Genomic DNA, 24,809 nt, shown 5'->3' on the forward strand with positions numbered 1-24,809 from the left:
TGCCAAGGATTAATTAATAACACTGCCTTCTAGCTATGTATTGTGCTAGAAGGCAGTTTGATTTATTCTAATTGTTTATGCTGCCGGTGAATATTTACTTTCGGATTATTTTATAAAATACTGAAGCTAAAACTTGTTGAAAGAGCATACCGAAAACGACAGGCATCGCTACTTTTGAAGGGAAATACGTTGTCGCAATTACAACACCTACAGCGATATTTCGCATGCCTGCATTGAAAACAAATGTTGCTTGGTCCGCGCCTGATTTCCAAAAAAGACGGGATATAATAAGCGAAAATGTATAACCTGAAATCGCAACAAACAATACTAAGCCGATTACCGCTGCTAATTCACCATTAATTGTTTTCACATACGGCGCAATCGCACTACTATTTATCATAATAATGCCAAATAAGCATAGCTTTGAAATAAGGGATAGCGGCTTCCCTAGTTTTTCTTGCAGTGCACCGTTCGTCCATTCATTGATTAGTATGCCGAAAATAGACGGGAGTACAATCATCCAAATTAAATCAAGAATGAGTGAGGTTGTTTCTAAATGAATTGTTTCCCCAATGACTAAATGAAGCGTCACTGGCATTAAAATTGGCGCAAGTAATGTATCAATTAAAATAATGGCTAAGCATAATGGTAAATTCCCTTTACTAATCGTCACCCAAATTACGCTTGTGACACCAGTTGGAACTGCAACCGACAGTAAAAAACCAATCGATAATAGGCGATCATCAAATATCGTTTCTGCTAGAAAGAACGCCCATAATGGCATTAAAATATGTAAAAATGCGATGATGAATAAGATTGTTTTCGGGTATTCCTTAAACACTTTGATATCCCGAAATTTTAAATTTAGACTACTGATAAATGTCATACAGGCAAATAAAATCGGGACTAAAAATAAAAAATGTCCCCCGATATTTTCTAATAGTACACCGATTACTAAACTAAGCGGTGTTAGTACAGGCATCCATCGTTGAATAAATTGATTGAGTTGTTGAACCATGATTTTCGCCTCTTTTCAAGTAAAAAAATTCATATTCAATTGTAGCATATATTGTTTTTTTTACATTAAACATATTATTTGTGCTGTTGGTGCAGAATATTTATTCATTTTTCAGCCACAGATTGTGCCAAAAAGCTCCTATTCTTTATAGAATAAATAGGCTATAATACCCCTGTAGGTACTATAATTAGGGGGGATCCAGATGAAGAAATGGTTAGTTGGTTTCGTTGCAATCATCACCGTGTTTGCATTAACCGCTTGTAGTTCGGATGAAAAAGAAGGCTATTCGACGATTCAAATCGATGAAGTTGCACAGAAAATGGAAGAAGGCTATATTGTGCTTGATGTTCGGGAAGTGAATGAATTTGCAGAGGGGCATATTCCAGGTGCACAAAATAAGTCGTTAAGTGCATTACAAGCCAATGATTATAGTGAGTTATCAAAGGATGAAAATTATATAATCATTTGTCGAAGCGGTAATCGCTCACAAACAGCCAGTGACATTTTACAAATAGAAGGCTACTCTATCGTTAATGTTGCACAGGGCATGTCGAGTTGGACGGGTGACGTGGAAAAATAAATAGATCTACGGCATAAAAAGGAACAGAAGGCATGCATTCGAACAGGTTTTCTGTTCCATTAACTTTTATCATCTAAATGAGCATTTATTGACACAAAGTTTACGATTTGCAACATCCCACGTCATTTACCTATGCGAATTTTTGTGGTTATCCGTTTGAATGGTTGTTCTATCCGTCAGTTTTCGATTTCTATCTGACTACCCCATTTATACCTCCAATATTTCCAGCATTTTATACGAAATTTCATTCTATCTAAGAATACGCAACAGTAATCCCTAAATTAATGGAAATTACTCCGTTTCGTCTCGGCGTAATTGCATCCAGATTTTTTTCAAGCAATGGAACAAAATGGAAACCTTCCATTTCAAGTATCCTCAATTCATAATTGCTAATGAATTCCATATGATAATACATCTATATTTTGGAGGTCATTGATATGCAAAATAATAACCGGAAGAAAAATAGTGAAGCGGCACAGGAAAACAACCCAGCAATTCAAGCCGCAACAGTTGAAGTGATAGCGGGTTTATTCGCTACGCTAGCTGAAGGACTTGCTACATTTGCGGCCGTACTCGCTGTACAAGAAGTCCAACAACTAGCTGAGGAAAATGAAAAGAGTAGTGCCGATATACTAGAAATACAGCGACAGCTAAATTTTTTAACAAAAGAAGTGAAAAAAATTTCAAAGGCTTTAAATATTTAAATTGTTCAATTTCGTGAACTTCGCTAATATGAGGAAGTTCACAAGATTGATCAGAGTAATCTTATTATTAGGAAATATATTTATTACACAACTAACTTGATAAAAACACAAACTATTGACCAACACCAAATAGTGGCCTTTATCTTTTGTTATTCAACAAAAGCACCACATTTAAGTACAATTCTTTACAATCTCTTCACTTCATAAATTTATCTTAAAGTGCTATATCAGCAACATCTAGACAACTTTCATTTTCTAAATTCCGCACACATTCTTGTATTTTAATTAATGTTTTGATAAAAAATCAACCATTATATCAAAAGATTCTTGTGCAGCTGTTACATTATATTTTGAATTGAATGGGTCACTAAATCCATGTTCTCCGTGAATTTTATGTATCTCAATATTCCTTTTTTCTAAGAATGGAATTAATTCATTGACATTAAATGATTTCTCACTTTCAGGAAAGAAAAGCATTGTTGAACATAATGGTTCAATCTCTAGATAGTTTCTAATTCGCGAACCATAGTAACCAACAATTCCATCGATATCATTTTCTTCACTACACAACCACGCAATGGTAGCCCCAACACTAAATCCAACAAGAAAGACTTTTTCATATTGATCTTTAATATCTTGCAATAGCAGTTTAATTTTATTTGCCGCATTAATAAACCCGATTTTCTCTATAAAATTTCGATAAGCAACTTCTTCAAGTGAATATTCAAAAGGTCCTTCTTTTTCTAATAAGTTGGGACAAATAACATCAAAGCCTCTCTCTGATAATGAATGGCAAACTTTATTCATATGCTGGTTAACCCCATAAATTTCATGTACTACTATAATTAATTTGTTTGAGTTCCTTTGTATGTTTATCAAATTAAACCTCCTATTAAACCAGAACTTTTTTCTATTTAATACAAAATAAAATGGTTAATACTACTTCAACCAAATTGCTGCCTTAGTTCAATAAAAAAATAGTCACTAAGCAGCCCCTGTTATTCAAATAAAGCACCGTTTTTTCAATAAGAAAAACATATAGTAAAGTTGCTCGATAATAAAAGTATAGATCATATTACATAAAAACCATTTAGCTTCATTTTCCTTTTAAATACACGTTCTTTTACTACAAGTATTCGTTTTCTATATCTACATATTCCTCATTTGCTAGCTTATTTAAAAAATCACTAAATGAATCCGCTACCTGTGGAAGGCAACTTTTTATTAAATCGTAAGTTAATACTATTGGTTCATCATCTGAATAATTGTCAGCAATATCATCTGGAACAATTACACACTCTATAACATCTAAGTCATCATTGTAAGAACAGAAGGAATGGTCTGCTATTAATACACTTGGCTCATCATTCTTTATTGCATTTAAGTCTAAACAAATTACATTACCACCTATAGTTGTAGCAACAGTTAATAGTCCAAATTTCACAAAAAACATACTGGGTACAGCAGATGCATTCTCTTCTTTAATTTGTTCTAGTCCCAATAATCTTATTCCATCACCTAAAGCAGGTAAATTTTGAGGCTCAAAATTCCTATAAAAAGTTACTATAGTTTCTGGAATTGAATAGGATTTCAAATTTTCTAAATCCTTTTCTTCATAAAAAGCAGACCACTTAGCAAATGTTTCATACAACAAAGTAAAATTATTTAGGTCATCAGGTTTAGCTTGACCAAATGCTTCTTTAGCTTCTTTAGCCTCTAGACCATTTCTAATTATATTTTGCTCAAATCTTTCAATTATCTTAGTAAACTTTTTCATCCTTTTTCTCCCCTTGACCATTACTTTAACAAAAACTACTCAAAATCAAAATATTTATCATGACTATTTATAAGGAATTCCTAGAGGTTTTACATGGGCATCATATAACTTTGCCCAATCACTATTCCCCATTTTTACGTATACATTACGATGAGCTTGCCAGATTTGTTCAGGAGTTGCATTTTTAACTGCTGCTTTTTCAGTATTTGTACCTACTATATTTTTTAATTCCTTTTGTATAGCATTATTAATTGTATACTTGCTTCAACGCAAACACTCGTTTCACCACTTCTGCTTGTCCATGATAAAACACGCGATGTTTAACGTATCCACCTTTTGCTATAGCTCTAAGCGCTGAGGGACAATCTAATCTTCCATATAATTTACTCGGTCGATACCCACCAAAAATACCCGGTGTATCACTTCGATATGGATGCATATCGGCACCAAACAGGGTGAATGTCTTTTTTCTATTTTCAGCACTTTTCTCATTATCTTTATACATGCAATTACTTCCTTTGTTTACGGTTCGAACCCTGTCTGGCTCACATAAATTTGATTTTCCGGAAAGGTTTCTATAAATCTGTTATATACTTTGTTAATAGCTTGAGGTCCATACCATTCTTCTAAACCAAGTTCGGTGTATTTTTTTTCAATTCCAAGTTTTCTCGTCCGTTTTCCTCCACTGCCATCGCCCATAAAGTAGTCATCAATACATATCCGATCGACGAATGGCTTCAATTTCTCAGGAAAATATTCCCCACTTGGTAATATGGGTGCTATCGCCACTTGCGTCGGTATTCCCGCAGCCATTAATTTTTCCAATGTCTTAAAGCGTGCCTGAATAGGAGGTGCCTCTGGAGTAAAATGTTTACGAATCGTTTCTGAATCCGTTTCAATTGTCATACTTACCCGGACTCTATCTTTTAAATGCTGCAGCAAATCGATATCTCGACTTACAAGTGGGCTCCTCGTCTGTACTAATAAGAAGTCAGGGGGATCTTCTACCATTACCTTTAGTAGAGATCGCGTTACTTTTTCCTTATACTCTATTGGTTGATACGGGTCTGTGCTTGATGACATAAAAATGGTTACATTCCCTTTGGCTTTTGCACGATGAAGCTCCTTGCTTAGTAAATTCGCAGCCCCATTTTTAACATCGACCCAATTTCCCCAATCCCCTTCTCGAAAAAGGGATACAGGCATTTGGCGTACATAACAATAGGAACATCCAAATGAACAGCCTGTATAAGGATTTAGTGAATGAGTATATCCAGAAAGAAAGCCTGTACCTTTATTAAGAATGGTTTTCGGATTTTTATAGAACAATTCACTTTTCATAACGGACCCCCCCTTTCACTTCTTATTTCGTCAATAATCACTCATTGCTGGAGAAGTTTTTCTTTCCATTTCCAAAAGCAGTGTCTTCATTTCTAATCCACCACGATAGCCAGTTAATGATCCATTTTTCCCCACTACACGATGACAAGGTACGGTGATTAATACTGGATTAGCTCCGATGGCTGCCCCTACAGCACGAACAGCTGCTGGTTTATTTATATAATTTGCAATGTCGGAATAGGACTTCGTCTGTCCGTATGGAATCTCACAAAGTGCATTCCAGACTGCAAGCTGGAATGCTGTCCCATTATAATCAAATGGAACAGTAAAGGTTTTCCTTTTTGTTTCTAGATACTCAATAATTTCAACCGCATAGGGTTCAAGCTTTTCACCATCTTCAATAAGATGACTTCCTGGAAAGCGTTTCTTAGCCCATTCGCACAATTCTTCGTATGGTTTATTCTGTGAACCTACATAGCATAGCCCCTTAGAGGTTGAAGCAATATAAAATTTCCAATCCTTAATTTCAAGTAAAGACCAAAAAAGGGTTGGTTTGTTGTTTGTTTCCATTTTACATTTCCTCCATTTTACTCATTTGACGAAATTGTGCTGGTGTCTGTCCGGTTTTACTTTTAAATAAGGTAATAAAATAGGGCGTGTTAGCCATACCCACACATATGGCGATATCCGCAATCGCTTTATTTGTCTGAATCAAATACTCTTTAGCCGCGTTTAATCTAACCTGTTGTATATACTCAACTGGCGTGATGCCTTTAATCTTTTTAAACGTTCGATGCAAATGATAGGGACTCCCATGAGCAATATCTGATAGCGTTTCTAGCGTTAATTTTTCTGTAAAATTTTTATCAATGTATTCTGTGATAAGTATCACCCATTCACTTTCAGGCAATCTCACATTAGTAGGCTTACAACGTTTACAAGGTCGGAAATTTGCACGAAGAGCTTGTTCTGCGTTTGGAAAAATGCATACATTTTCTTTTTTCGGAACGCGAGATTTGCATGACGGTTTACAGAAGATTCCTGTGGTCTTTACAGCATAGAAAAATTGATTATTGTACGAAGCATCATTGTCTATAATTGCTTGCCACTTTTCATTTGTCATCATGTCCACGTCATTCAAAATTGTTTGATCATGACGCTCTTGTAATTTATTATTGATGCTATCCGACATTTATCTCACCTCTCCTTACAATATACTCCCTAAAAATTCAGAATGGACAATTCTAGGAATGAAATAGCAAGATATTGAAATTTAATATTTACTTGGAATCATGAAAAATGATTCCAAGACCGTATCGTTCTCCAGAAGTAATCGTACTTACTCCGTGACGAACCGTATTTTTATAATATCCTTTTTTCCCTAGAGCAGGTCTATGGTTAGTAGGAAAGATCAGCGCGTCACCTTGTTCCAAAGTAATCACATGCCCCCTACTCTGAGCACGAGGAATTTGTTCCACTAATAGGGATTCACCACCCGTATAGTCTTTATTCCGTTGATTTAATACAAACACTACTTGAAATGGGAAAAACACGTCTCCATATAAATCCTGGTGCAAGCAATTAAACCCGCCTTTTTCATACTTTAAAATTAAGGGTGTTGGTCTAGTTTGTTCATATTCTTCACATGTTTTCAAAAAATCTTGAAGACGTTCTGGAAACTGTTCTGGTTTATTTAAATAACCCAACCATCGATTTGCTGTTTTAGCTAACTCTGGATAAAAGGATTCTCTTAAACTTTGGATGATTTCGGGTAATGGATAGGAAAAGTATTTGTACTCCCCATTCCCAAAGCGATATCTCGTCATATTGATTGTCGTTCTGTATGATTCTTCTTCACTATAAAGTTCTATGAAGGAGTCACATTCATCTTTTGTTAATATTGCTGGAAGCCTTGCAAATCCTTGCTTATCTAATTCGTTTTGAATTGAATCCCAATTTAAGCCTTTAACACGTGTTTTTATATCTCGAACCATTTTTATACCTCCCTATTTAGCATTCTTGATAACTAACACTATAACCTCATAAATAGAAAAAAATAAGGTATTTAGAATGTAAAAGCAAGATAACGAAATTAATTGAAATTATTATATGATAAAGTAAAACTTCAACAAGTGTGAGTTTTCCATCAAATTATTTTGTGTATAGTATAGAAGATAGTTTTAAGATGAGGAGAATGAAAAAGTGAAATGGCATGAAATCCATGATGATATTATTATTACATTACCTGATGAGTTTGACATGAATGCAAACCTAGGCTACTTAACAAGGGCAAAAAATGAATGCATGTATGAAATTGAGAACGGTATCATTACAAGAGTCATAGCCATTGGGGGAATTCGGTCCTTGGTACAGGTAAGAGTAATCGATAATAAACAAATGATTATTCAGTTCTTAAATGATTCTAGGCCCACTGATGCGTGGCAACGAGAAGAGATTGTAAAATATATTCGTGAATGGTTTGATCTTGATAACGATTTAACCCCATTTTATGAAATGGCAAAAGTAGATCCAATACTTAAAATGCCTGCCCGAAAATTCTATGGATTGCGAGTCGTAGGCATTCCCGACTTATTTGAAGCTTTATGTTGGGGAGTTTTAGGGCAACAAATTAACTTAGCATTCGCGTACTCCTTAAAGAAGCAATTTGTAGAAGGATTTGGCGATGCTATCGAGTGGAATGGAAAAAAATATTGGGTGTTCCCACCGTACGAACGAATTGCATCGTTAACCGCTGCTGACCTAGCAGATATTAAAATGACGGTAAAAAAAAGTGAATATATTATTGGAATTGCCAAGTTAATGGCAAGTGGAGAATTATCGAAGGAGAAATTAATGCAAATGAACTTCAAAGATGCTGAAAAAAACTTAACTAAAATACGAGGCATCGGTCCTTGGACAGCCAATTATGTTCTAATGCGCTGTCTCAGGTTCCAATCAGCTTTTCCAATCGATGATGTGGGCCTTATTAATTCGATAAAAGTAATGCGTAATATGGACCGAAAGCCTACGAAGGATGAAATCTTAGAATTATCGTTTCCATGGAAAAACTGGGAATCATACGCTACCTTTTATTTATGGCGTGTCCTTTACTGAATAATTATAACTTATACAGGAATGTACTCAAAATAATAGAATGACCTTAAAAACTTAATCCCTTTAATTCTGTAATGGAAATTGTTCTAGAATATCAATTGTGCCCCTGAATATTCAGTCAAATAAAAGTAGTTCGTTCCAAGTCAGATAAAATTTCATGCTGCCTACTCGTTTTAATTCCTTTTAAACGAGTAGAACGCCCTTCATCTTGAATCTTCAACCATGATTTATAATCTAAGCAAATTCCTGAACCTCGACCTTGTTTAATCCACTTCTTAATTTCAAATGTCCTTATTCTTTTCGACATAAAAACATCCCTTTAGATTATCATATCCAAAGGGTAAAACGGTGCATCTTTAGTTCAAATCTACACTTCCTTGTTCAACTAACCTTCCCCGTTAGTTCAAGAAGAAAATAGTTCTTTCTATTGCGTAGTTAGATATTTTTCTTTGAAAATTGGACTTAATTCACTCCACACATCAAATTTATTACCATCTAAATCAAAGAAAACAAAGTTCCTTCCAGAGTGTCCTCTGTTTTCAATTTCGCCAACTCTTATTTCTTTATCGGTAAAATCTCTATGTATTGCCTCTAATGCATTTAGTCCATTAACTTCAAATGTTATAGAAAAACGTTCTACACCATAACAATCATAAAAGTTAGAACTTTGATTTTCTTTAGATTTAACAAGAAAAATACTTTGGTTTGCAAAATTAAGAATTGCTTTGTCTTCGTCTTTATAGCTTAACTCTGCCCCCAAATTGTTAACATACCATTCATAAGAATTTTCTACATTAGTTACTGGAATATAAGTAGTTCCAACTCTTAACAACTTTTCACTCATTCTATCGACCCCTTCCAATATCTTTTAAAAATAATTTAATTGCCGAAAAACGTGATATCTTTCCCGAACAATTGATATTATACCTTCGGAAAAAAATTTTGAGTCATTAGATAAAGCTTTATCGCGCCATTATTGTGAATAAGCATACCTTTTTTCAGATGCCTAATTTTACCCTTAGGGATAAATACAAAACAGGCTACTGTAATAGCCTGTTATTTTCTTAAACCATCAAAGGTTTGGTTTTCATTTCATAGATTTTTTGGAGAGTATGGACATACTTTGTCTTCTCGTCATAAGTCTCTGTGTGGATATATCCCTCTACAAGCCTGTACCCAAATACGAGAAGGATTATCTCGTAGACACAATGATCGGTGATTCGGGATACATCCACATACTCCGAAAAGCCTTTGTAATACGCAGGGATGCATCTCTGGTAATTTTCAACCATGTTATCGATATCCCCTTCATCTGCGATCAGGCTTGCGAGATCCTCGCCTAGGTAGCCCCATCCGCTAGTATCCCAATCGATAAGTGCGAATTTCCCTTTAGCATAGATAAGATTGGTTACCCAAAAGTCTCGGTGACATAGCACGAGGGGCAATTTTTCAATACGGGTGAATATCTCGTCTGCTTTCTCATCGATACCGATGAGCATTTGCCGCACGTGCAGGGGCAATTCGCAGTCATTCGATCGTATATAATCGTAGACGACTGGCCATGACCGGTAATGCAAATACGTATTCTTCATGAAATCCGGATGGCTCAAGTTAGTCAGGCTCTGCAGCACGGCGGGTTGCTCCTCATACAGCTTGCCTTGAAAGCGCCCTAACTCCAACGCGGCCTCTTCATACATGTCACTGGTCAAGTCTAAACCAGTTACGCCATCGATATATTCCAGCCACAGATGGTATTCATTATCTTCGGCGTTGAACTCAGAGTGATAACATATCGGCCAACGGAGGGCTTGCGAGAAAGTCGATCCTAAGTCAGACGAATAGAGATCATATTCCCGACGCCATGAACCCGGATCGCCGTAACGCTCCCATTTTTTCTGGATTTTCAGCACTATACGGTAAGGCAATTTTTCACCATCCACGGTTTCGGCGATCCCCGTTATCAGGTACACATTCCCCACAGTTCCGCCCTGTAACGGCGTAGTTTGGAAGTCAGTAGAGATGATATTCGTTTTGAATCGTTGGTTTAAAGCATAAATCAGCTGTTCAAGTTCAATATTCATTTATTCCTCCATTTTCTTCTTAGTCGACTAGGTAGCACATATTATCCTGGATATACTCGTTATCATGTTATGGGGCATAGATACATCAAGTTAACATGATTTTCTTATAGCGAATCTTTTTGAATAAACATCCTTTATTGTATAATTTTAACAGATAAACATTTACACTCATATGTTTTATTTTTATAAGGAAATTAAAGTTTTTCTTTCTTTAAACCTTATAAGTGAAAATCCTTCACTATAAATATCGTTTTTTTTTGAAGAGGGTTGTTCAATTATTTGGCCCGATTGTTGAACAAAAGTTAAAACAACGCTCTTCAACTAATCTGCCTCGTTAGTTTAATAAAGAAAAAAAGAGCTGCATACTCAATGATCTTCAAGAAAAGCCCCCCGTTAGTGTAAACCCCCATAAATGATCAGTCTAAAATCTATTCTACACTTTAATCCAAACTGAATAATTTCGAAATGATTTCATCACTTCCTGGAGAAAACATAAATATTGAAAACGAAATACATAATAGTCCAGCAAATACTAAACTAATCTTTTTACCCCCAATCAGCCCCTTAATTACCAAAAATAAACCTACAAATAATATTAAGAAATACCAAAAGCCCATAATTTCTCCCCCCTTAGTTTAAGTACAATTATTCACAAACTATATGTAATCGTTAGTCGAACTTTTAAACTAACCTTAAAAGGATGCCAGCCTCATTTCAATAAATTAAAAAAGTAGGGAACATATTTAAGTAGTTCAGATAACACAGAGAATAACCAAAATAACCGATTAAATAACAGTGTATTTAGCAAAAAAACGTTGGGACATACCAAACGTTTTTTAACATCACTCATTTACCTATAAATGGAATTCCCTCTTAACTATCTTGGCTACTTCTTCAGCAGTTAAGTTTGTATTGTTAATCTTAATATAGTTTTGGAATATGATTTCACCTTCTAACGAATTTAATCTATGTTTCTCCATTGTGCATTTTAAGTCATTCTCAGACCATTCAATATCTCTTTTTTTAGGCTTGTGTTCAAGCCTATTTGGGGTTTTATTTCGCTCAAGTCTCTCTTCTAAGTCTGCCTCCAATTCTACATAGTAAACAGTGCCTCCTCTAGACTCGAAAAGCTGGGAGATTCGCTTAACATAATCCCAATCCGACTCCAAATTAAACGCCCAGACATAAGTAAAGACCATTCCATACAGATTACTCTTTGAAACCTCTTCGAAAATCTCCTGACGAAACAAATTTACTAATCTTTTCCCTTCTTTTGTACTGTAATCAAAAAAATGATTAACTAAATCAATCGTCATATGGTTATGAAAAAGTTTCAAATCTGTTATTTTTGCTAGCTCCTGTCCAACTGTCATTTTACCAACTGCTTGTGGACCAAATATATGAACAAATTTCATAAAACTCCCTCCTAAGAAAATATTAAATAACTTTAGCAATCCAATTGTACTTATTAGGCAATTCTGCCCCTTTAACTCCATAGCAATAGCCATTTATTTTATTAATTTATTCTCTTTCAAAAGGAAAAATCCTTCTTGCTCTAACCTACTCCTTTAATTCAATAAGAAAAAAAGAGCTGCATAGGCAACTCAATAGTCTTCAAGTAAAGCTCCCCGTTAGTTGAATAGGAACGTCAACTAACTTATTTCATTTACAATTCACTTTATCATTTTATTATCTTTAAATTATCTACAGGTAAAAATACAATTTTTGCGGTACCCAAAATTTTATCCTTCGAAACAAATCCAACACTAGGGTCTCTGCTATCCGTGCTGTTACGACGATTATCTCCTAATACAAAAAAGTATCCATCTGGCACAGTTAATTCACCTAAATTCCCCTCTAATGTAAAGTCTCCAGTAAGTGTATCATTGTCTATTAAAGCTTTTTTATATTCCTCTAAGTAGGGTTCTTTGTACCTCTCACCGTTAATAAAAAGTTCATCGTTTTCATAAACGATGCGGTCACCAGGTATACCAATAATACGTTTGATATAATTAGTATCTTCTTTTGCTTCAAATACAATCACATCAAATCTTTCATACTCCATCGATTTTGGTCCGATTTTATCCACTATTACTCTGTCACCATTTTCAAATGTGGGCATCATAGAAGCACCGTCAACTACAATAGGGGTAAATAAGAAAAATCGAATACCATATGCAAAAGCAATAGCAATTCCTATTGCTTTTGCCAATTCCAATAATTCAATTTTTTCTTTTGCTTTTTTCACGTTCAACACCTCTTTCTCTTTTAAACACTTAGCATTTATTTGAATAATTCATTAAATCAACTTATTCGACTTCCCTTTAATAATACCTGCTATTTCAACTAACCTGCTGCGATAGTTCAATAAGAAAAAAGAGCTGCATAGGCAACTCAATGTTCTTCAAGTAAAACTCCCATCAGTACAATTGACGAGTGTAGATTTAAATAAAAATTGATTATTTGTAATAAAGTCTGATAATTCATAAAAATGTTTGATACAATTGCAATGACAAGATGGATTATGACAATTCCACAAACGGGACATTTTACAGAACGAGGATTAGAAAATCACAGGGTAAAATGAGTTAGCATTGGTGAATATTTTGTGTACCCTATTTTGAGAATTATGGAAATGAAATTTGAAATGTTTTGGGATATTTGTGGAAGTGCTCGTCTTAGGAGAGGAGATAAAAAAATGATTGAATTACGAAAGATAACCGGGGATAACATAGATGAAGTAATAGCACTAGAAGTTGAAGAAAACCAGGAAGACTTGTTAGAAACTACTAACCTCAGAAGCTTTGCAGATGCTCATATGTTGAACGCAGACGGTATACCAGCGACTCCTTTTGCCATTTATGCCGAAGAAGTTGCGGTTGGATTTTTGATGTATATTTATGATACGTTGGATCATGAGTCATTTGAAAATGAAGTTTTTTACGGGAAGAAGAGCTATTTTATTTGGCACATTATGATTGGCCAGAGTTACCAGGGGAAAGGGTATGGCAAACTTGCTTTTGAAAAAATGTTGATGGATATTGAATCTATGCCAGATGGAGAAGCGGAATATGTTGCCCTCTTTTATCATACAAGTAATGTCATAGCTAAAACATTATACGCTTCATTTGGTTTCGTAGATACAGGAATCATTCAGGATAATTCGATGTTGGCGATTAAAAATCTAAATGTGAAAAAAAAGAATCCTTAGTAGAATAGGATCTCTCGTAAAGAAATATAAGCTATCAACGTCTTGACCCTTAATAAACACAAATGTCCAGAAGAAAAAACCGAGTTTGTTAACTCTGTCTTAGCAAAAATATAATATTTATACCGCAATCGGGCGCGAATGTTTTAGAATTACTAGGTAGAAAATGATCAAACTTTATTACAAAAATCGCATAGTATTTCACAAAGAATTAACCCGTTTTGATCAATCATTTTTCAAAACGAGTTCTTATCATTTAACTTAAAATATAGATTTTAGGTGGTTAATTTCTTCAGTACCATCTATTTTAACCACCTTAACTTTCACATATTTAATTGGACTAATAGCAAACCAAAATCTTTTTTCACCTTCAACGTCAATAATTGTTGCTTGTTCATCACCTGCATATACTTTTGCAATTGAATTGTCATTGATTGCACAAGAATAAATATAGGGTTCACTATTCAAAGAAGACCATTTAACAGGAAAATTCCATCAGCACCTCTTGTTTGTATCCATTGCCATTGTTTATCCTCTTTTTCAAAGTAAGTTATAAAGATTTTTTCTACGTGTTCATTCTGTTCTTTGAACACTGAAGGCAGCCTTGTTTTGCTAAAGCACCCGTAGTTGAAGAACAGGGGCTTATTTAATTTGAAATTATCTTTACATACATTCCTCTTGTAGCTTTTTCATAAGCTCTTTTATTCATTTCCCTTACTCTTTCTGAAAGTAAAGATGCTCTAATTAACTCATTTCCATTGAAAACTGAAGGATCAATCAGTCGAACTTTGTTTTTTCGATGTAAATTGTAATTAGTTGTATCTTCCTTTACTTTCACGTTTTGATTAAGTCTTCTTATATGATCTTGTATCTCTTTATCTTTTGATGATTTTATATGTTGAATTAGATCATCATCTTCTCCAAGAAAGTCATCAAGATTTATAAATTCTTTTTCTAAAGATAATTTTAATGTTTTTGCTAAAGTGTCATTACCATATATATTTAACGGATCCATAAAGAAATCAATAACTTCTTTATAATATGTTTTAACAAACCATTCTGCTATTTCAATATTTTGAAGATACATTTTTCCTTCAATAACTACTAAATTATTTAAAAAGGTTTGAACATCTATTAATGAAATTTGTCCATACTCATGCATATCGCGTAAAGTAGAATCCACCCTATCTGCACATAATTCAGGTGCAGGTTGCTCAAGTAATGTCCACTTTGAATCATCAAACAATATATCCTCATATCTGTAATGATATTTCTCCAAAATTGATGGTATTTCTGAGTTTATTATTACAGAATTAAATATTGTTTCATGATAATCCTCGTTTTTATTATCGAAAACAAAATCAACCACATGAGAGAATGCTGTGTGTGATACATCATGTAGCAAACCAGCAATTTGCTCCTCTAATGAACCACCGAGTTTTTTTATTAAAAGCATTACTCCAACTGAATGATCATACCGAGTTTCGTTCCATTTTTCATTAACTAAATAACTTGCTCCCCCTTGATGAATTCCCTTTAACCTTTGCACAGGTTTACTTAATATTAAATCTTCTAACACCTTTTCTATTTCAAATTCTCCATAAAGTTTTTCTGAAATAATCAATTCAATACTCCTTTTTTGTACAAAAACCTTTAATAGAATTTCTTAAGTTATCCAATCCCTCTCACATAAGTACATTAAGTACTTCAACAAGAAAGTGCATTAATCCTCCTTGTTCAACGCTACCAATTAGTGAAGTAAGACAGTTAAGTAATCCCCATTTGTCTCCCGTAGTCAAAAAGGTTTTCATAAGGATCTCCTTCTAACCCTAAAACTTTACAAAAAGCAGGCTCTGTTTAAATCCTTGTTTTTTTAGATTTATTACCACGGGTTTTGAACAAATAATTCAAATTAAATCCACTCAAAACTAAAATTAGCATTAATGATCTTCAATTAAAGCCCCGGTTAATTGAATAATCCAATAACACTCTAACTTGGTGACACTGAAGTTAAAAACCACATAGCTAATAAAGTCAACCAAATTACTGCTATACCTATAATAAAACGCTTCACATTCAATCCCCTTTCTACCACTAACCCGCCCCTTTAGTTTAATTACTTCAACAAAAAAGGGCGTTAATCCCTTTTCTTGGATCAGCACGCCCTTTAGTTTAATTATAATATTTCACAATTTCTTCTTTGCAACATGAAATGAATCTCAATATGCAGCGCATGTATTTATTTCATGTATCCTTTTACCATGATTTTTGAAAGCTCTTTCTTAATTCATCGGCAACACGAACTAACTTTACTTTTAATTCATCAAACCAAGATGGAATATCATTAATTTCTCCATAATCCAAAGATCTTAATAATTTGGAGAACTTATATAAGTTTGCATATCTTTGAAACTGTGGAAATTGAGCCACTACATCATTTTCTAAAAACATTTTTGAACGATATCCGTTCAAAAAAGATTGAATCAGCAATTTTGAATGAGCATTCTCATCGTCAATAAAATCATCAAGCGCTGTTACAATATCAAGTGCATACCAGTGATATATTGCATCATCAAAGTCGATTATATTGAAACTATGACCCTTACCCTCTTCAAAAAAGATATTATCCAGTTGAAAATCATAGTGAATCAATCCGAACACATCTTTGTTATTGGGTAACGATTGAAGCCATTTCGTCACCCTACTTAGCTCTTCTAGGGCTATTTTTTCTCCTGGATGCTTTTTAAATACGCTTTCCATGAACTGTATTGTGTCCAACCAACTCTTTCTTCTTTCAAACAATGGTTCAAAATTTTTCGATAAACAATGAAGTGAGGCAAGTGATTTTCCCCATTCCTCCATCTGTTTTGCAGTAATTGTTTCTGCATCCAAATTTATTCCATTTGCTGCACTAAAGACAACGGCAATATATGTTCCTTCTGCGGTCTTTAGTGTTTCAATTAGTTCTCCACTTAATGATTGAATTGGTGTTATAGATGGAAATCCATTCAATTGTAAATATTGTATAAACTCTAACTCAGCTTTTGTTTGTTTAATAGATTTATCCTGCTCAAAATTGAATCTCAAAAAATATTGATCTTGATTCCGTTCAAAAGCATACACAAAGTTTGCACTTGCACGCCACAACTCCAAAGTTCCCTCGTCATATTCCCAGAATTGAACAAGTCTCTGAGCGACTGCATCAGAAGCTACTCCTCTTACCATGTTTCCTAGATCCATCATCTTTTATTTTTCCTCCCATTACCTTTGAGAGGATTAAACCTTAGTTAAGAAGTAATCCCTCTCATTAGCATGCTATTTTGAAATTCTTTCATTTTCAATATGTCACCCCTTCCTTAAGTTTCCGCTATAAAAAATCAATAGCCAGACATATTCTAATTCTACATAAAATTACAAATACCTTTTTTGTAATTTCTGCCCTTATAGGTAAATAAGGCTTACTACAACAAGAAAAGGAGCTGCCGAACCATGTTTGTTCAGCAACTCTTGCACCTGTTGTATAAAAATTATTAATTATGAATCCTACATCGTTTCAATGTATATTTTCTGCGTCACAACGTAGTTTTCCATAGTTACAACCTATTAAATCTGATAAGTTATACTCGCTACTGAGTAACATGCTTATGTTATTAACATAACACTAAAAACTCCCTGGCGGATTGGATCTTTCACCACAGGGAGTTTCGCATGTAATTATTTATTTATTTGGCACTGCTTTTCTTCCATAGGTCATAAAACGCCATAGCTTTTCAAATGGTCCCATTTTAAAGAATTTGAACCAGATAACACTAAAGATAATTTGAATGACAAAAATTAAGATTGCAATGATAACCACATAAGAAGGCGAAACAACTTCAAGCCCCATTAAAGAAATAATAGCTAAGCCAATAAAGCTTTGTGCCAAATAATTTGTGAATGCCATTTGACCAACTCTTCCAATTGGCTTAAGAAACTTCGCGATGCTTTTATTCTCCAACAGTACAAATAGGCAAGTTAAATAAAAATACGTTGTCGGAATTACACCTAAACCAATTATTAATTGTAGATTTTGATAATCTCCTCTTGGAGCAAACCAAATCCAAAGGGAGATCCCTACAAAAATGGGGAATGTCACAAATTGAATCCACTTTAGTTGTTTTGAGTATTCACTAATTTGATTAATCCAATCCGCTTTTGCTACTAAAAAACCAGTTAAAAACATGATAAAAATAGTAACTGTATCATTTCCTAATATTCCAAATAAAGTGGAAAAAGTTCCTAGATTTGGCATAAATAATTGTCCGAGAATGGAAAGTACATGAACAGTAATGATAGCAAATATCCATTTACTAATCGTTGAAATCTTTACATTATAGAATGGAATGAGTAAAAAACCTATAATTGCATAGATAGAAAGGATTGAGCCCCAAAAAACAATTATATGGACGATACCAATTAATAATAAAGCTAGTAAACGTCTTGCAAAACGCCATCTTGGCTTATCGCCACGTGCTTCTGCACGTGAAGCAAAAATATAAAAACCTACACCGAAGAGGAATGAAAAAATAGAAAAGAATTTCTTCTCAATAAAAATATCAATGAGCGTTTCAATAATAACATTAATTCCACTATATTCAGGCAGTTCACCCTCTACCAATACCTTGAAGGCCGCCACATTTATAAACAAAATGCCAAATAACGCTAGCCCACGAATAATATCTAAGGAAACGATTCTTTCTTTCTCAGTAACAAACGAATTCATTTTTAAAAACTCCTTTTCTTTCGCACTTTATTGCTCTATGGCTATCATAGCCTCCCATCCTTACAGTAACTTTTAGAAAAGCTTACAAGAACCTTAAATTTATAGATGTGTCTCATTATTTAATGCCTTTTTTCATTTATATTAGCTTTTAATCCCCTTCTAAAAGCAAAAATTTCATATTTTACAGTAACAATTATTTTTTTTATTAATGAGAATAGATGGTGTATAGACACCGCAAATTTGTTTTTTGCTACCCTAGCTATAAATACTGTGGACCAGGATGTTCAGGATCAGGTAGACCTATTTACGCTGTAGATTCATGCTGCAAATTACATTATTTATCGTATCAGATATTAATGTCGTTGCTATAAAAATACTAATACTTAAAATCATAATTAAGCCAATTAGAAATAATCCTTTTTATTCTCCAGCTTTATCCCTCTACAAATTATTCATCATATACAATTTTAAACAACTATCACTATATGAACCAATAATTATTAACAAAACTTCCCTGTTAGTTCAATAAAGAAAAAGCTATATTATAGGAAAAGGTTGATAAATAACGTTAAAGAATCCGCTGTATATGCAAGACTTTATTCAAAATATGAACCAGTGCAATTTCTTAATAGCATTGAAAGTGTTGGTTTAGAATAAAGTTTGATTATTAATTACTCTAATTCCTTGATTTTACTGTATATAAAAAGCTGTCGTTTTGAATAAAGATTAATCAAAATGACAGCTTTCTATTATTTTTAATATTATAAAAAAGATTGATTATTTTAAATCTCTTTATTCCACATATATCTAACTACCCAGCGTCACTAACTAAAATGAAGCAGTTATTTTTTGTGGAAGTTTATTACTCATTTTACTTAACCCAATAAATATAACCACAATGATTAATATAACCGGGGCTAACTCTTTCGGGAAAAATAGCATTAGAAACAGTCCTACTAGTAAAGGTGACTTTAAAATAGAGATCGAAGCACTACTACCTATAACAGCTACGATAAAGATCATATCTAGTTGTGGAAACAGCATCGCGACAGCGTAGCCTTGTAATATGGAAGCGAATATTACCGGGAAAATATTTCCACCAACCCAACCTGACTTTAAACAAAACTCCATTAAAACCAGTTTTAAAACAGAAGCCAAAATTAATGTAGCAATTGAAAGTGTCGGTACTAAACTAGGCAAAGCTTGCATAGAAAGTTGGCCGGAAAAAAGTAGATTAGGAGCAATTAAAGACATCAAACCAATACCAATACCACCGATAACAGCACTTAAAATAATTTTATTGTTTATTTTAGAAAAGAATTTATTCATTGTTCTTTCCATTAGTTCATATAGCTTACTAAACAAAATACCAAACAAAATTAAAGGAATAAAAAGAACCAATTCATCCAAACCCCAATTAGTTTCCCCTAATTTTGTCACAAAAGGGTGTTGGTCTGATATTTTTGTTAAAAACATAAAAGCAACCATACCGTTAACGATAAATACCATATATAAAAATTTTTTAAATAAAAGTAGCTTTTTCTCTTTAGGAGCCCGATCAGGATCATAGGAAATAAGGTAGTTATGAGGTAATGCTAATTTTTTCAGTCTAATTAACCACGATTCCTTTTTCCATTCGTTGTAGGAAAAATAAAAGTAACGCATTTTATCCCCCTGCCATACCGATAACGCAATAACAGAACTTAATAAGGCTGCTTCGGGACCTACGCTTGCACCAAAGATTAAAATGAAAAAAGCAATTAAAAAATTGAGCCATACATATGAATAGTCAATTCTTTGAGTTGTTTTTAATTCAATAATAGAAGCATTAGCTGTTTTAGGAAGATTTCCCCACTTATACCTACTAAAACCTACTATAACACCACCAAAAATACATAAAAATAATGTATAGATGAAGGGTGTTTTTAAATTAGTGGGTATGTCAGTCCATAAAAATTCCGTCAACTCATTAACTAAAATTAAAAAAACAGAAGAAATAGAACCGATTATCCCACTTAGAATTAAGCCATAAACAAGTAATCCGATTATTTTAAAGTACTTCTCAGTCAAAATAAAATTCCCCACTTTTAAAATGTAAATTAAGACTCTCTCTTGTTGCTTTAAGTAACTATATTCAATTAAAATACTAATAATTTTAATTATGTCGATATAATTATACTTGACTATACAATGAAAAGCTACTTTTAAGGAGTAGCTTCATTGGAGTGCTATTTTTTATTTGAATAATTTTATTATTCAACTCCCTCGTAAAATAAGAAATCCTATTAAGCTGTCGCTAATAGGATTTCTTACCAATCTTTTTATAAATGATCGGACTTAGTCTTAAATTATCAAACTTTATTTTAAAATTACAGAAAGCTTTGTTGCCATAGCTGTATAGGGCATTTTGTAATAAAGTTTTATCATTTCGGAAACCGAATATTCAAATAGAGCCCCCGTTAGTTTAAGTACAATCATTCACATACTAAAGGGATCTTGTTGAATTATCCTTGATTTGATTCCAGTCTCTTTTTAACAAAGAAAAAGAGTAGTGGTCATAATACTTACCTCTAAATAAATGCTTATCTCTGTAAACCCCTTCATTCTTAAATCCTAGCTTTTCTAATAATTTTATAGAATTGACATTTTCCAAAGCTACAAATGCGTTAATTCTATTCAGTGCCATATTATTAAAGCCACTTTCAATAGCACTTATCAATCCCTCTTTCATATATCCCTGTCCCCAATATTCGTGCCATAAATCATAGCCGATTTCCGCTATATTGTTCGTTCTATCCCAACAATGAAATCCACACGTTCCAAGTTGTTGATTATTACTTTTCTCGACTAATATCCACCGATTTAATCCTTTTTCTTCAGGATTTGAATTCCATTCAACAAACTCTGTAGCTTCATTTCTAGTCGTAAACACTTCTTCATCATATAAAAATTCACATACTTTTTCGTTGCTGAAGAGTCGATAAATAAAGTCAATATCCTCATTTCCCACATTCCGCAAAATCAATCTGTCAGTTTCTAAATTAGGGAATTTACTATGTACAGTCAATTTAAGCACTCCTTATGATAACTAAATTAGGAACGTTTATTCTTAGATGAATAACGTTAAATCTTTACGTCTTTAATATTTCGACAGTCTTTAAAATATACCTTCTTATTCAACTATCCTGCCCCGTTAGTTTAAGTACAATCTTTCACATTTATTACAACCAAAAGTGAAAAATAAAAGAAATCTAGATAAATAGTTTTACTTCATTGATTTATTATCAAGTTTATAAATAACAATTTTCCCATCAAATAACCAGAATTCTATAGATGTATCGCTTTTTTTATCTACATAACCGATAATATCTGCTCCTTGTTCTGAACGGAAATAACAATTTTCTCCATATGCTTGTATTACATCTTCCTTTTTGTCACCAATTTTTATTCCTTTTATAGTCTCTAAACTGCTGTTAGTTATAATAAATCTCGTAATGTTTCCTGTTTCATTTACTGCTATTTCAATACCTTTCTTTAACTCAAAATAATCATAATTTGTTACATTCCTACTTCTTTCTGTCTTCTCTCCATACCTTTTTGTGATATCTTCACTATAAAAATCATCATTTAAAAATAACCCTTCAATGTTTTCTTTACTTAAATCTGATGTTTTCGTAAATATATGATGATAAGAGCGAGAGAAAGTATGATTAAATAAAAATACCGATAATAGAAGAACAACTACAAATATAATGAAAATAATAATATTTCGTCTCATATAAAATACCTTTTTTGAATTTTTCATTAGTTAAGTTTATCACAACCTTCTTTCACTAACCTGCTTCGTTTGTTTAATAAGAAAAAAGAGCTGCCTAAGCAACTCATTAATCTTTCACTAAAGCCCCGTTAGTTGAAGAAGGAACTATTTAATTTGGTAAGTTTTCTCTCGTTAAAATTTTAATTAGAATACTTGAATTTTCCTTACTTAGTTTAGCGTATGCATCTTCTTCCATTACAATTTCGACTATATCATTATTAGGACTTATCCAAAGATTATATGATGCGGCTTTCGCTTCTATATTAGGATTTTTATACTGAAATATAAACCTATAATCAGCAGGATGTTCCATCTGTACCTTTGCATTTTCCCATTCAATATCAAAAACTATCTCTTTCACTTTTTGGACTTCATCATTATCCGTAATTTCTTTGAAATCTTCATAATTGTTTTCATCGTCAACCCGTATTTGAACTTTAATTTTTTGTTCTTCATTCACTACTTCATTTGAGCAACCAGTTATCAGTCCAAAACCTAACAAAATGATAATGATAGAACGCATTGATATCCCCCCATATTGAACAGTCAACGTTGCCTTTCTAAGCATAAAAATTCAATCCCATCAGGCAGTTTTTTGTTAGACGAATACAAATGTTCTTTAACTAAACTGCTTCGTTAGTTGAATAAGGAGCTTTTTCAATTGCACTATTAATAAATAACTACATAATTAAATATTGGTATAATAGTTATAAAATTCCATATTATAAACTAAGTCTAAATATGAATGAAAGAGGTAGAATAATGGATCTATGGATAAATGTTCAAACTCTTATTTGGTTGTTTCCTATTTTATTTATTTTTCATGACTTCGAAGAAATTATTATGATAGAAAATTGGCTAAAAAAGAATAGGCACGAAGTTTATAATAGATTACCCAAAAAATTAGCCGATCGAGTAGTTAAACAATTTTCCATGTCCACTGCACAATTTGCTTTCGCAGTGTTAATTATATTTTTATTTGTTAGCATTTCTACAATTATGGCCAACCAATACTTAACTCAAGGAGCATTTGCTAATATCTATCTTTTTACAGCAGTAACATTAACTTTTTTCATCCATGCATTTACTCATATTGGCCAATCAATTTTTTTCCGTTCCATAACTCCAGGAGCGATAACGTCATTAATAATCATAATTCCATACAGTTTAGTGTTATATAAAGCTTTGTTAGTAAATGAAGTCATAACGTGGAAGATCATTATTATAAGTCTACCTTTTGGTTCTCTTATAATTCCTCTTGCTCTATTTGCTCATTGGTTAGGGAAAAGAGTTATATAAAATATATAATTAATATAAAGTTAATTAATTCATAAAAGTCACCTTAGAGTGGCTTTTTAATTTTGACAAATTAATATATTTCATTCTGTATAATTCAAATACGACATAAAAAAGCATGGAATATCGTATCTCTTATTTAACTAAACTGCCCCGTTAGTTCAATAAAGAAAAAAAAGAGCTGCATAAGCAACTCAATGATCTTCAAGTAAAGCGCCTGTTAGCTGAACTGTTTTAGAATGTGGGATTAGGTCTATTCAATTATGATTACTTCTCCATCCTTCAATGCTTTGAATAGAATTTTATTCTCGATCATAAATTCAATTGCTAGGTCCATATCGTTAGATTCTTTGTGGTCTGATTTATAATGTGGGGCAATTACATAGTCCAAAATGCATAAACCTTCCCATATAACTTGATGTTCATTTCCATAAGGTTTCTGCTCAGGTTCATCTACTAAGTGTATGCCTTTTAAAGTTGGTCCAAGGATACAACCACCTGCACTATATCCCCCATATAGAATATCTCTTTTTTCTCTATAATACTTTTTAATGATTTTATCGAAACCGCTTAATCTCATTGCTTGTGCAAGAACAAAAGTATTGCCACCTCTTACCCAAATAACATCGTATTGATCGAGCTTTTCTTTCAATCCTTCGTGGTTATGGAAGTACATTTTCAAGTCTAAAATATCCACTGTAAAACCTATTCTTTGCAGTTCACTTACGTCTGCAACATCACTTTTATTTTTTCTTTCTAAATCAGTCGCAAAGTCTAATGCATTATTGATATATGCAACTTTTTTATTCCCATTTTCCGTTAATTCGATTAGTTTCCTTTCTTCATTTCCAATTTTAAAAGATGAGAGATAAAATTTCATATTGTCCCCCTTAATGTATATTTCAATTGCTCTCTTTTTAAGCTTGCCTTTTCTGTTAAATGGCCCGATTGTTGAACACAAGTTAAACAACACTCTTCAACTAACCTGCCCCGTTAGTTCAATAGGAAAAAGAGCTGCATTGCAACTCAATGATCTTCAAGTAAAGCCCCCGTTAGATTAATAAGAACAGAGATACTTATTAAACAATCACGCCCGATTGTGAGCAAATTA

29 protein-coding genes and 1 pseudogene are annotated in these 24,809 nt (G+C 33.1%); 6 read left to right on the forward strand and 24 right to left on the reverse strand.

Annotated elements, in window-relative coordinates:
* Positions 1–94: 94 nt before the first annotated feature.
* Entirely contained in the window at positions 95–1,018 is a 924-nt protein-coding gene (locus CSE16_RS12230; RefSeq protein WP_099424163.1) for a bile acid:sodium symporter family protein, read from the reverse strand.
* A 202-nt stretch (positions 1,019–1,220) separates the two neighbouring features.
* On the opposite strand from CSE16_RS12230, the gene CSE16_RS12235 reads away from it, so the two are divergent.
* Complete coding sequence (locus CSE16_RS12235; protein WP_099424164.1) at positions 1,221–1,598, forward strand: rhodanese-like domain-containing protein; 378 nt, start codon at positions 1,221–1,223, stop codon at positions 1,596–1,598.
* A 437-nt stretch (positions 1,599–2,035) separates the two neighbouring features.
* Positions 2,036–2,302 carry a multidrug ABC transporter ATPase gene (locus tag CSE16_RS12240; RefSeq protein WP_099424165.1) on the forward strand — a complete coding sequence of 89 codons (267 nt, stop codon included), beginning with the start codon at positions 2,036–2,038 and terminating at the stop codon, positions 2,300–2,302.
* Positions 2,303–2,587: 285 nt separating this feature from the next.
* Here the strand turns inward: CSE16_RS12240 and CSE16_RS12245 are convergent, their stop codons facing one another.
* From CSE16_RS12245 to CSE16_RS12275, 7 genes are all read right to left on the reverse strand, one after another.
* The gene (locus tag CSE16_RS12245) at positions 2,588–3,181 is read right to left on the reverse strand and encodes a dienelactone hydrolase family protein (protein WP_099424166.1); all 594 of its coding nucleotides are present in this window, start codon (positions 3,179–3,181) and stop codon (positions 2,588–2,590) included.
* A 247-nt stretch (positions 3,182–3,428) separates the two neighbouring features.
* The gene (locus CSE16_RS12250) at positions 3,429–4,079 is read right to left on the reverse strand and encodes an SMI1/KNR4 family protein (protein WP_099424167.1); all 651 of its coding nucleotides are present in this window, start codon (positions 4,077–4,079) and stop codon (positions 3,429–3,431) included.
* A gap of 247 nt (positions 4,080–4,326) precedes the next feature.
* A complete protein-coding gene (locus CSE16_RS12255) occupies positions 4,327–4,584 on the reverse strand; it encodes a metal-binding protein (protein WP_099424168.1) in 258 nt (85 codons plus the stop codon).
* Positions 4,585–4,601: 17 nt separating this feature from the next.
* Complete coding sequence (locus tag CSE16_RS12260; protein ID WP_099424169.1) at positions 4,602–5,420, reverse strand: SPL family radical SAM protein; 819 nt, start codon at positions 5,418–5,420, stop codon at positions 4,602–4,604.
* A 30-nt stretch (positions 5,421–5,450) separates the two neighbouring features.
* Positions 5,451–5,990 (reverse strand): methylated-DNA--[protein]-cysteine S-methyltransferase, encoded by a 540-nt coding sequence (gene adaB, locus CSE16_RS12265; protein WP_099424170.1) that lies wholly within the window; start codon positions 5,988–5,990, stop codon positions 5,451–5,453.
* A gap of 1 nt (position 5,991) precedes the next feature.
* Positions 5,992–6,612: a bifunctional transcriptional activator/DNA repair enzyme AdaA gene (locus CSE16_RS12270; protein ID WP_099424171.1), complete on the reverse strand. Its 621-nt coding sequence runs from the start codon at positions 6,610–6,612 to the stop codon at positions 5,992–5,994.
* An 88-nt stretch (positions 6,613–6,700) separates the two neighbouring features.
* Positions 6,701–7,414 (reverse strand): 2OG-Fe(II) oxygenase, encoded by a 714-nt coding sequence (locus CSE16_RS12275; RefSeq protein WP_099424172.1) that lies wholly within the window; start codon positions 7,412–7,414, stop codon positions 6,701–6,703.
* A 208-nt stretch (positions 7,415–7,622) separates the two neighbouring features.
* Between CSE16_RS12275 and CSE16_RS12280 the strand changes: the two genes are divergently transcribed.
* Positions 7,623–8,534: a DNA glycosylase gene (locus tag CSE16_RS12280; protein ID WP_099424173.1), complete on the forward strand. Its 912-nt coding sequence runs from the start codon at positions 7,623–7,625 to the stop codon at positions 8,532–8,534.
* A 118-nt stretch (positions 8,535–8,652) separates the two neighbouring features.
* On the opposite strand, the gene CSE16_RS12285 is transcribed toward CSE16_RS12280, so the two are convergent.
* The 6 genes from CSE16_RS12285 to lepB form a co-directional block, all read right to left on the reverse strand.
* Positions 8,653–8,841 (reverse strand): transposase, encoded by a 189-nt coding sequence (locus tag CSE16_RS12285; protein WP_253896078.1) that lies wholly within the window; start codon positions 8,839–8,841, stop codon positions 8,653–8,655.
* Between the two features lie 117 nt (positions 8,842–8,958).
* The gene (locus CSE16_RS12290) at positions 8,959–9,378 is read right to left on the reverse strand and encodes a VOC family protein (protein ID WP_099424174.1); all 420 of its coding nucleotides are present in this window, start codon (positions 9,376–9,378) and stop codon (positions 8,959–8,961) included.
* A gap of 220 nt (positions 9,379–9,598) precedes the next feature.
* Complete coding sequence (locus tag CSE16_RS12295) at positions 9,599–10,615, reverse strand: aminoglycoside phosphotransferase family protein (RefSeq protein WP_099424175.1); 1,017 nt, start codon at positions 10,613–10,615, stop codon at positions 9,599–9,601.
* Between the two features lie 440 nt (positions 10,616–11,055).
* Complete coding sequence (locus tag CSE16_RS21580) at positions 11,056–11,232, reverse strand: hypothetical protein (RefSeq protein ID WP_172954386.1); 177 nt, start codon at positions 11,230–11,232, stop codon at positions 11,056–11,058.
* A 237-nt stretch (positions 11,233–11,469) separates the two neighbouring features.
* The gene (locus CSE16_RS12300) at positions 11,470–12,030 is read right to left on the reverse strand and encodes an AAA family ATPase (RefSeq protein WP_099424176.1); all 561 of its coding nucleotides are present in this window, start codon (positions 12,028–12,030) and stop codon (positions 11,470–11,472) included.
* A gap of 266 nt (positions 12,031–12,296) precedes the next feature.
* Positions 12,297–12,863, reverse strand: coding sequence for a signal peptidase I (gene lepB, locus CSE16_RS12305; protein WP_099424177.1), 567 nt, complete (start codon positions 12,861–12,863; stop codon positions 12,297–12,299).
* A 450-nt stretch (positions 12,864–13,313) separates the two neighbouring features.
* Between lepB and CSE16_RS12310 the strand changes: the two genes are divergently transcribed.
* Positions 13,314–13,826, forward strand: coding sequence for a GNAT family N-acetyltransferase (locus tag CSE16_RS12310; protein WP_157764811.1), 513 nt, complete (start codon positions 13,314–13,316; stop codon positions 13,824–13,826).
* Positions 13,827–14,084: 258 nt separating this feature from the next.
* Here CSE16_RS12310 and CSE16_RS12315 read toward each other — a convergent pair whose 3' ends face one another.
* The 5 genes and pseudogenes from CSE16_RS12315 to CSE16_RS12335 all read right to left on the reverse strand — a co-directional run bounded on the left by CSE16_RS12315 (position 14,085) and on the right by CSE16_RS12335 (position 18,585).
* A complete protein-coding gene (locus CSE16_RS12315) occupies positions 14,085–14,291 on the reverse strand; it encodes a hypothetical protein (protein WP_099424179.1) in 207 nt (68 codons plus the stop codon).
* Positions 14,292–14,469: 178 nt separating this feature from the next.
* Positions 14,470–15,447, reverse strand: a complete 978-nt coding sequence (locus tag CSE16_RS12320) for an HD domain-containing protein (protein ID WP_099424180.1) — start codon at positions 15,445–15,447, stop codon at positions 14,470–14,472.
* Between the two features lie 143 nt (positions 15,448–15,590).
* Positions 15,591–15,653, reverse strand: a pseudogene (locus tag CSE16_RS22240) (hypothetical protein); the annotation flags it as partial.
* Positions 15,654–16,079: 426 nt separating this feature from the next.
* Entirely contained in the window at positions 16,080–17,066 is a 987-nt protein-coding gene (locus CSE16_RS12330; protein WP_099424181.1) for a phosphotransferase enzyme family protein, read from the reverse strand.
* A 475-nt stretch (positions 17,067–17,541) separates the two neighbouring features.
* The gene (locus tag CSE16_RS12335; RefSeq protein ID WP_099424182.1) at positions 17,542–18,585 is read right to left on the reverse strand and encodes a DUF418 domain-containing protein; all 1,044 of its coding nucleotides are present in this window, start codon (positions 18,583–18,585) and stop codon (positions 17,542–17,544) included.
* 218 nt (positions 18,586–18,803) lie between these two features.
* Between CSE16_RS12335 and CSE16_RS22245 the strand changes: the two genes are divergently transcribed.
* Positions 18,804–18,956, forward strand: a complete 153-nt coding sequence (locus CSE16_RS22245) for a hypothetical protein (protein WP_371514479.1) — start codon at positions 18,804–18,806, stop codon at positions 18,954–18,956.
* Between the two features lie 457 nt (positions 18,957–19,413).
* Here the strand turns inward: CSE16_RS22245 and CSE16_RS12345 are convergent, their stop codons facing one another.
* The 4 genes from CSE16_RS12345 to CSE16_RS12360 all read right to left on the reverse strand — a co-directional run bounded on the left by CSE16_RS12345 (position 19,414) and on the right by CSE16_RS12360 (position 22,925).
* Positions 19,414–20,655 (reverse strand): chloride channel protein, encoded by a 1,242-nt coding sequence (locus tag CSE16_RS12345; RefSeq protein WP_099424183.1) that lies wholly within the window; start codon positions 20,653–20,655, stop codon positions 19,414–19,416.
* A 415-nt stretch (positions 20,656–21,070) separates the two neighbouring features.
* On the reverse strand, positions 21,071–21,652 hold the full coding sequence (locus CSE16_RS12350; protein ID WP_099424184.1) for a GNAT family N-acetyltransferase: 582 nt from the start codon (positions 21,650–21,652) through the stop codon (positions 21,071–21,073).
* 198 nt (positions 21,653–21,850) lie between these two features.
* Positions 21,851–22,363 (reverse strand): hypothetical protein, encoded by a 513-nt coding sequence (locus CSE16_RS12355; RefSeq protein ID WP_157764812.1) that lies wholly within the window; start codon positions 22,361–22,363, stop codon positions 21,851–21,853.
* 148 nt (positions 22,364–22,511) lie between these two features.
* Positions 22,512–22,925: a YhfM domain-containing protein gene (locus tag CSE16_RS12360; RefSeq protein WP_099424186.1), complete on the reverse strand. Its 414-nt coding sequence runs from the start codon at positions 22,923–22,925 to the stop codon at positions 22,512–22,514.
* A gap of 239 nt (positions 22,926–23,164) precedes the next feature.
* Between CSE16_RS12360 and CSE16_RS12365 the strand changes: the two genes are divergently transcribed.
* A complete protein-coding gene (locus CSE16_RS12365) occupies positions 23,165–23,701 on the forward strand; it encodes an HXXEE domain-containing protein (protein WP_099424187.1) in 537 nt (178 codons plus the stop codon).
* A gap of 250 nt (positions 23,702–23,951) precedes the next feature.
* Here CSE16_RS12365 and CSE16_RS12370 read toward each other — a convergent pair whose 3' ends face one another.
* Complete coding sequence (locus tag CSE16_RS12370) at positions 23,952–24,578, reverse strand: Type 1 glutamine amidotransferase-like domain-containing protein (protein ID WP_099424188.1); 627 nt, start codon at positions 24,576–24,578, stop codon at positions 23,952–23,954.
* Positions 24,579–24,809: the final 231 nt, after the last annotated feature.

Source organism: Solibacillus sp. R5-41 (assembly GCF_002736105.1).
GTDB lineage: Bacteria > Bacillota > Bacilli > Bacillales_A > Planococcaceae > Solibacillus.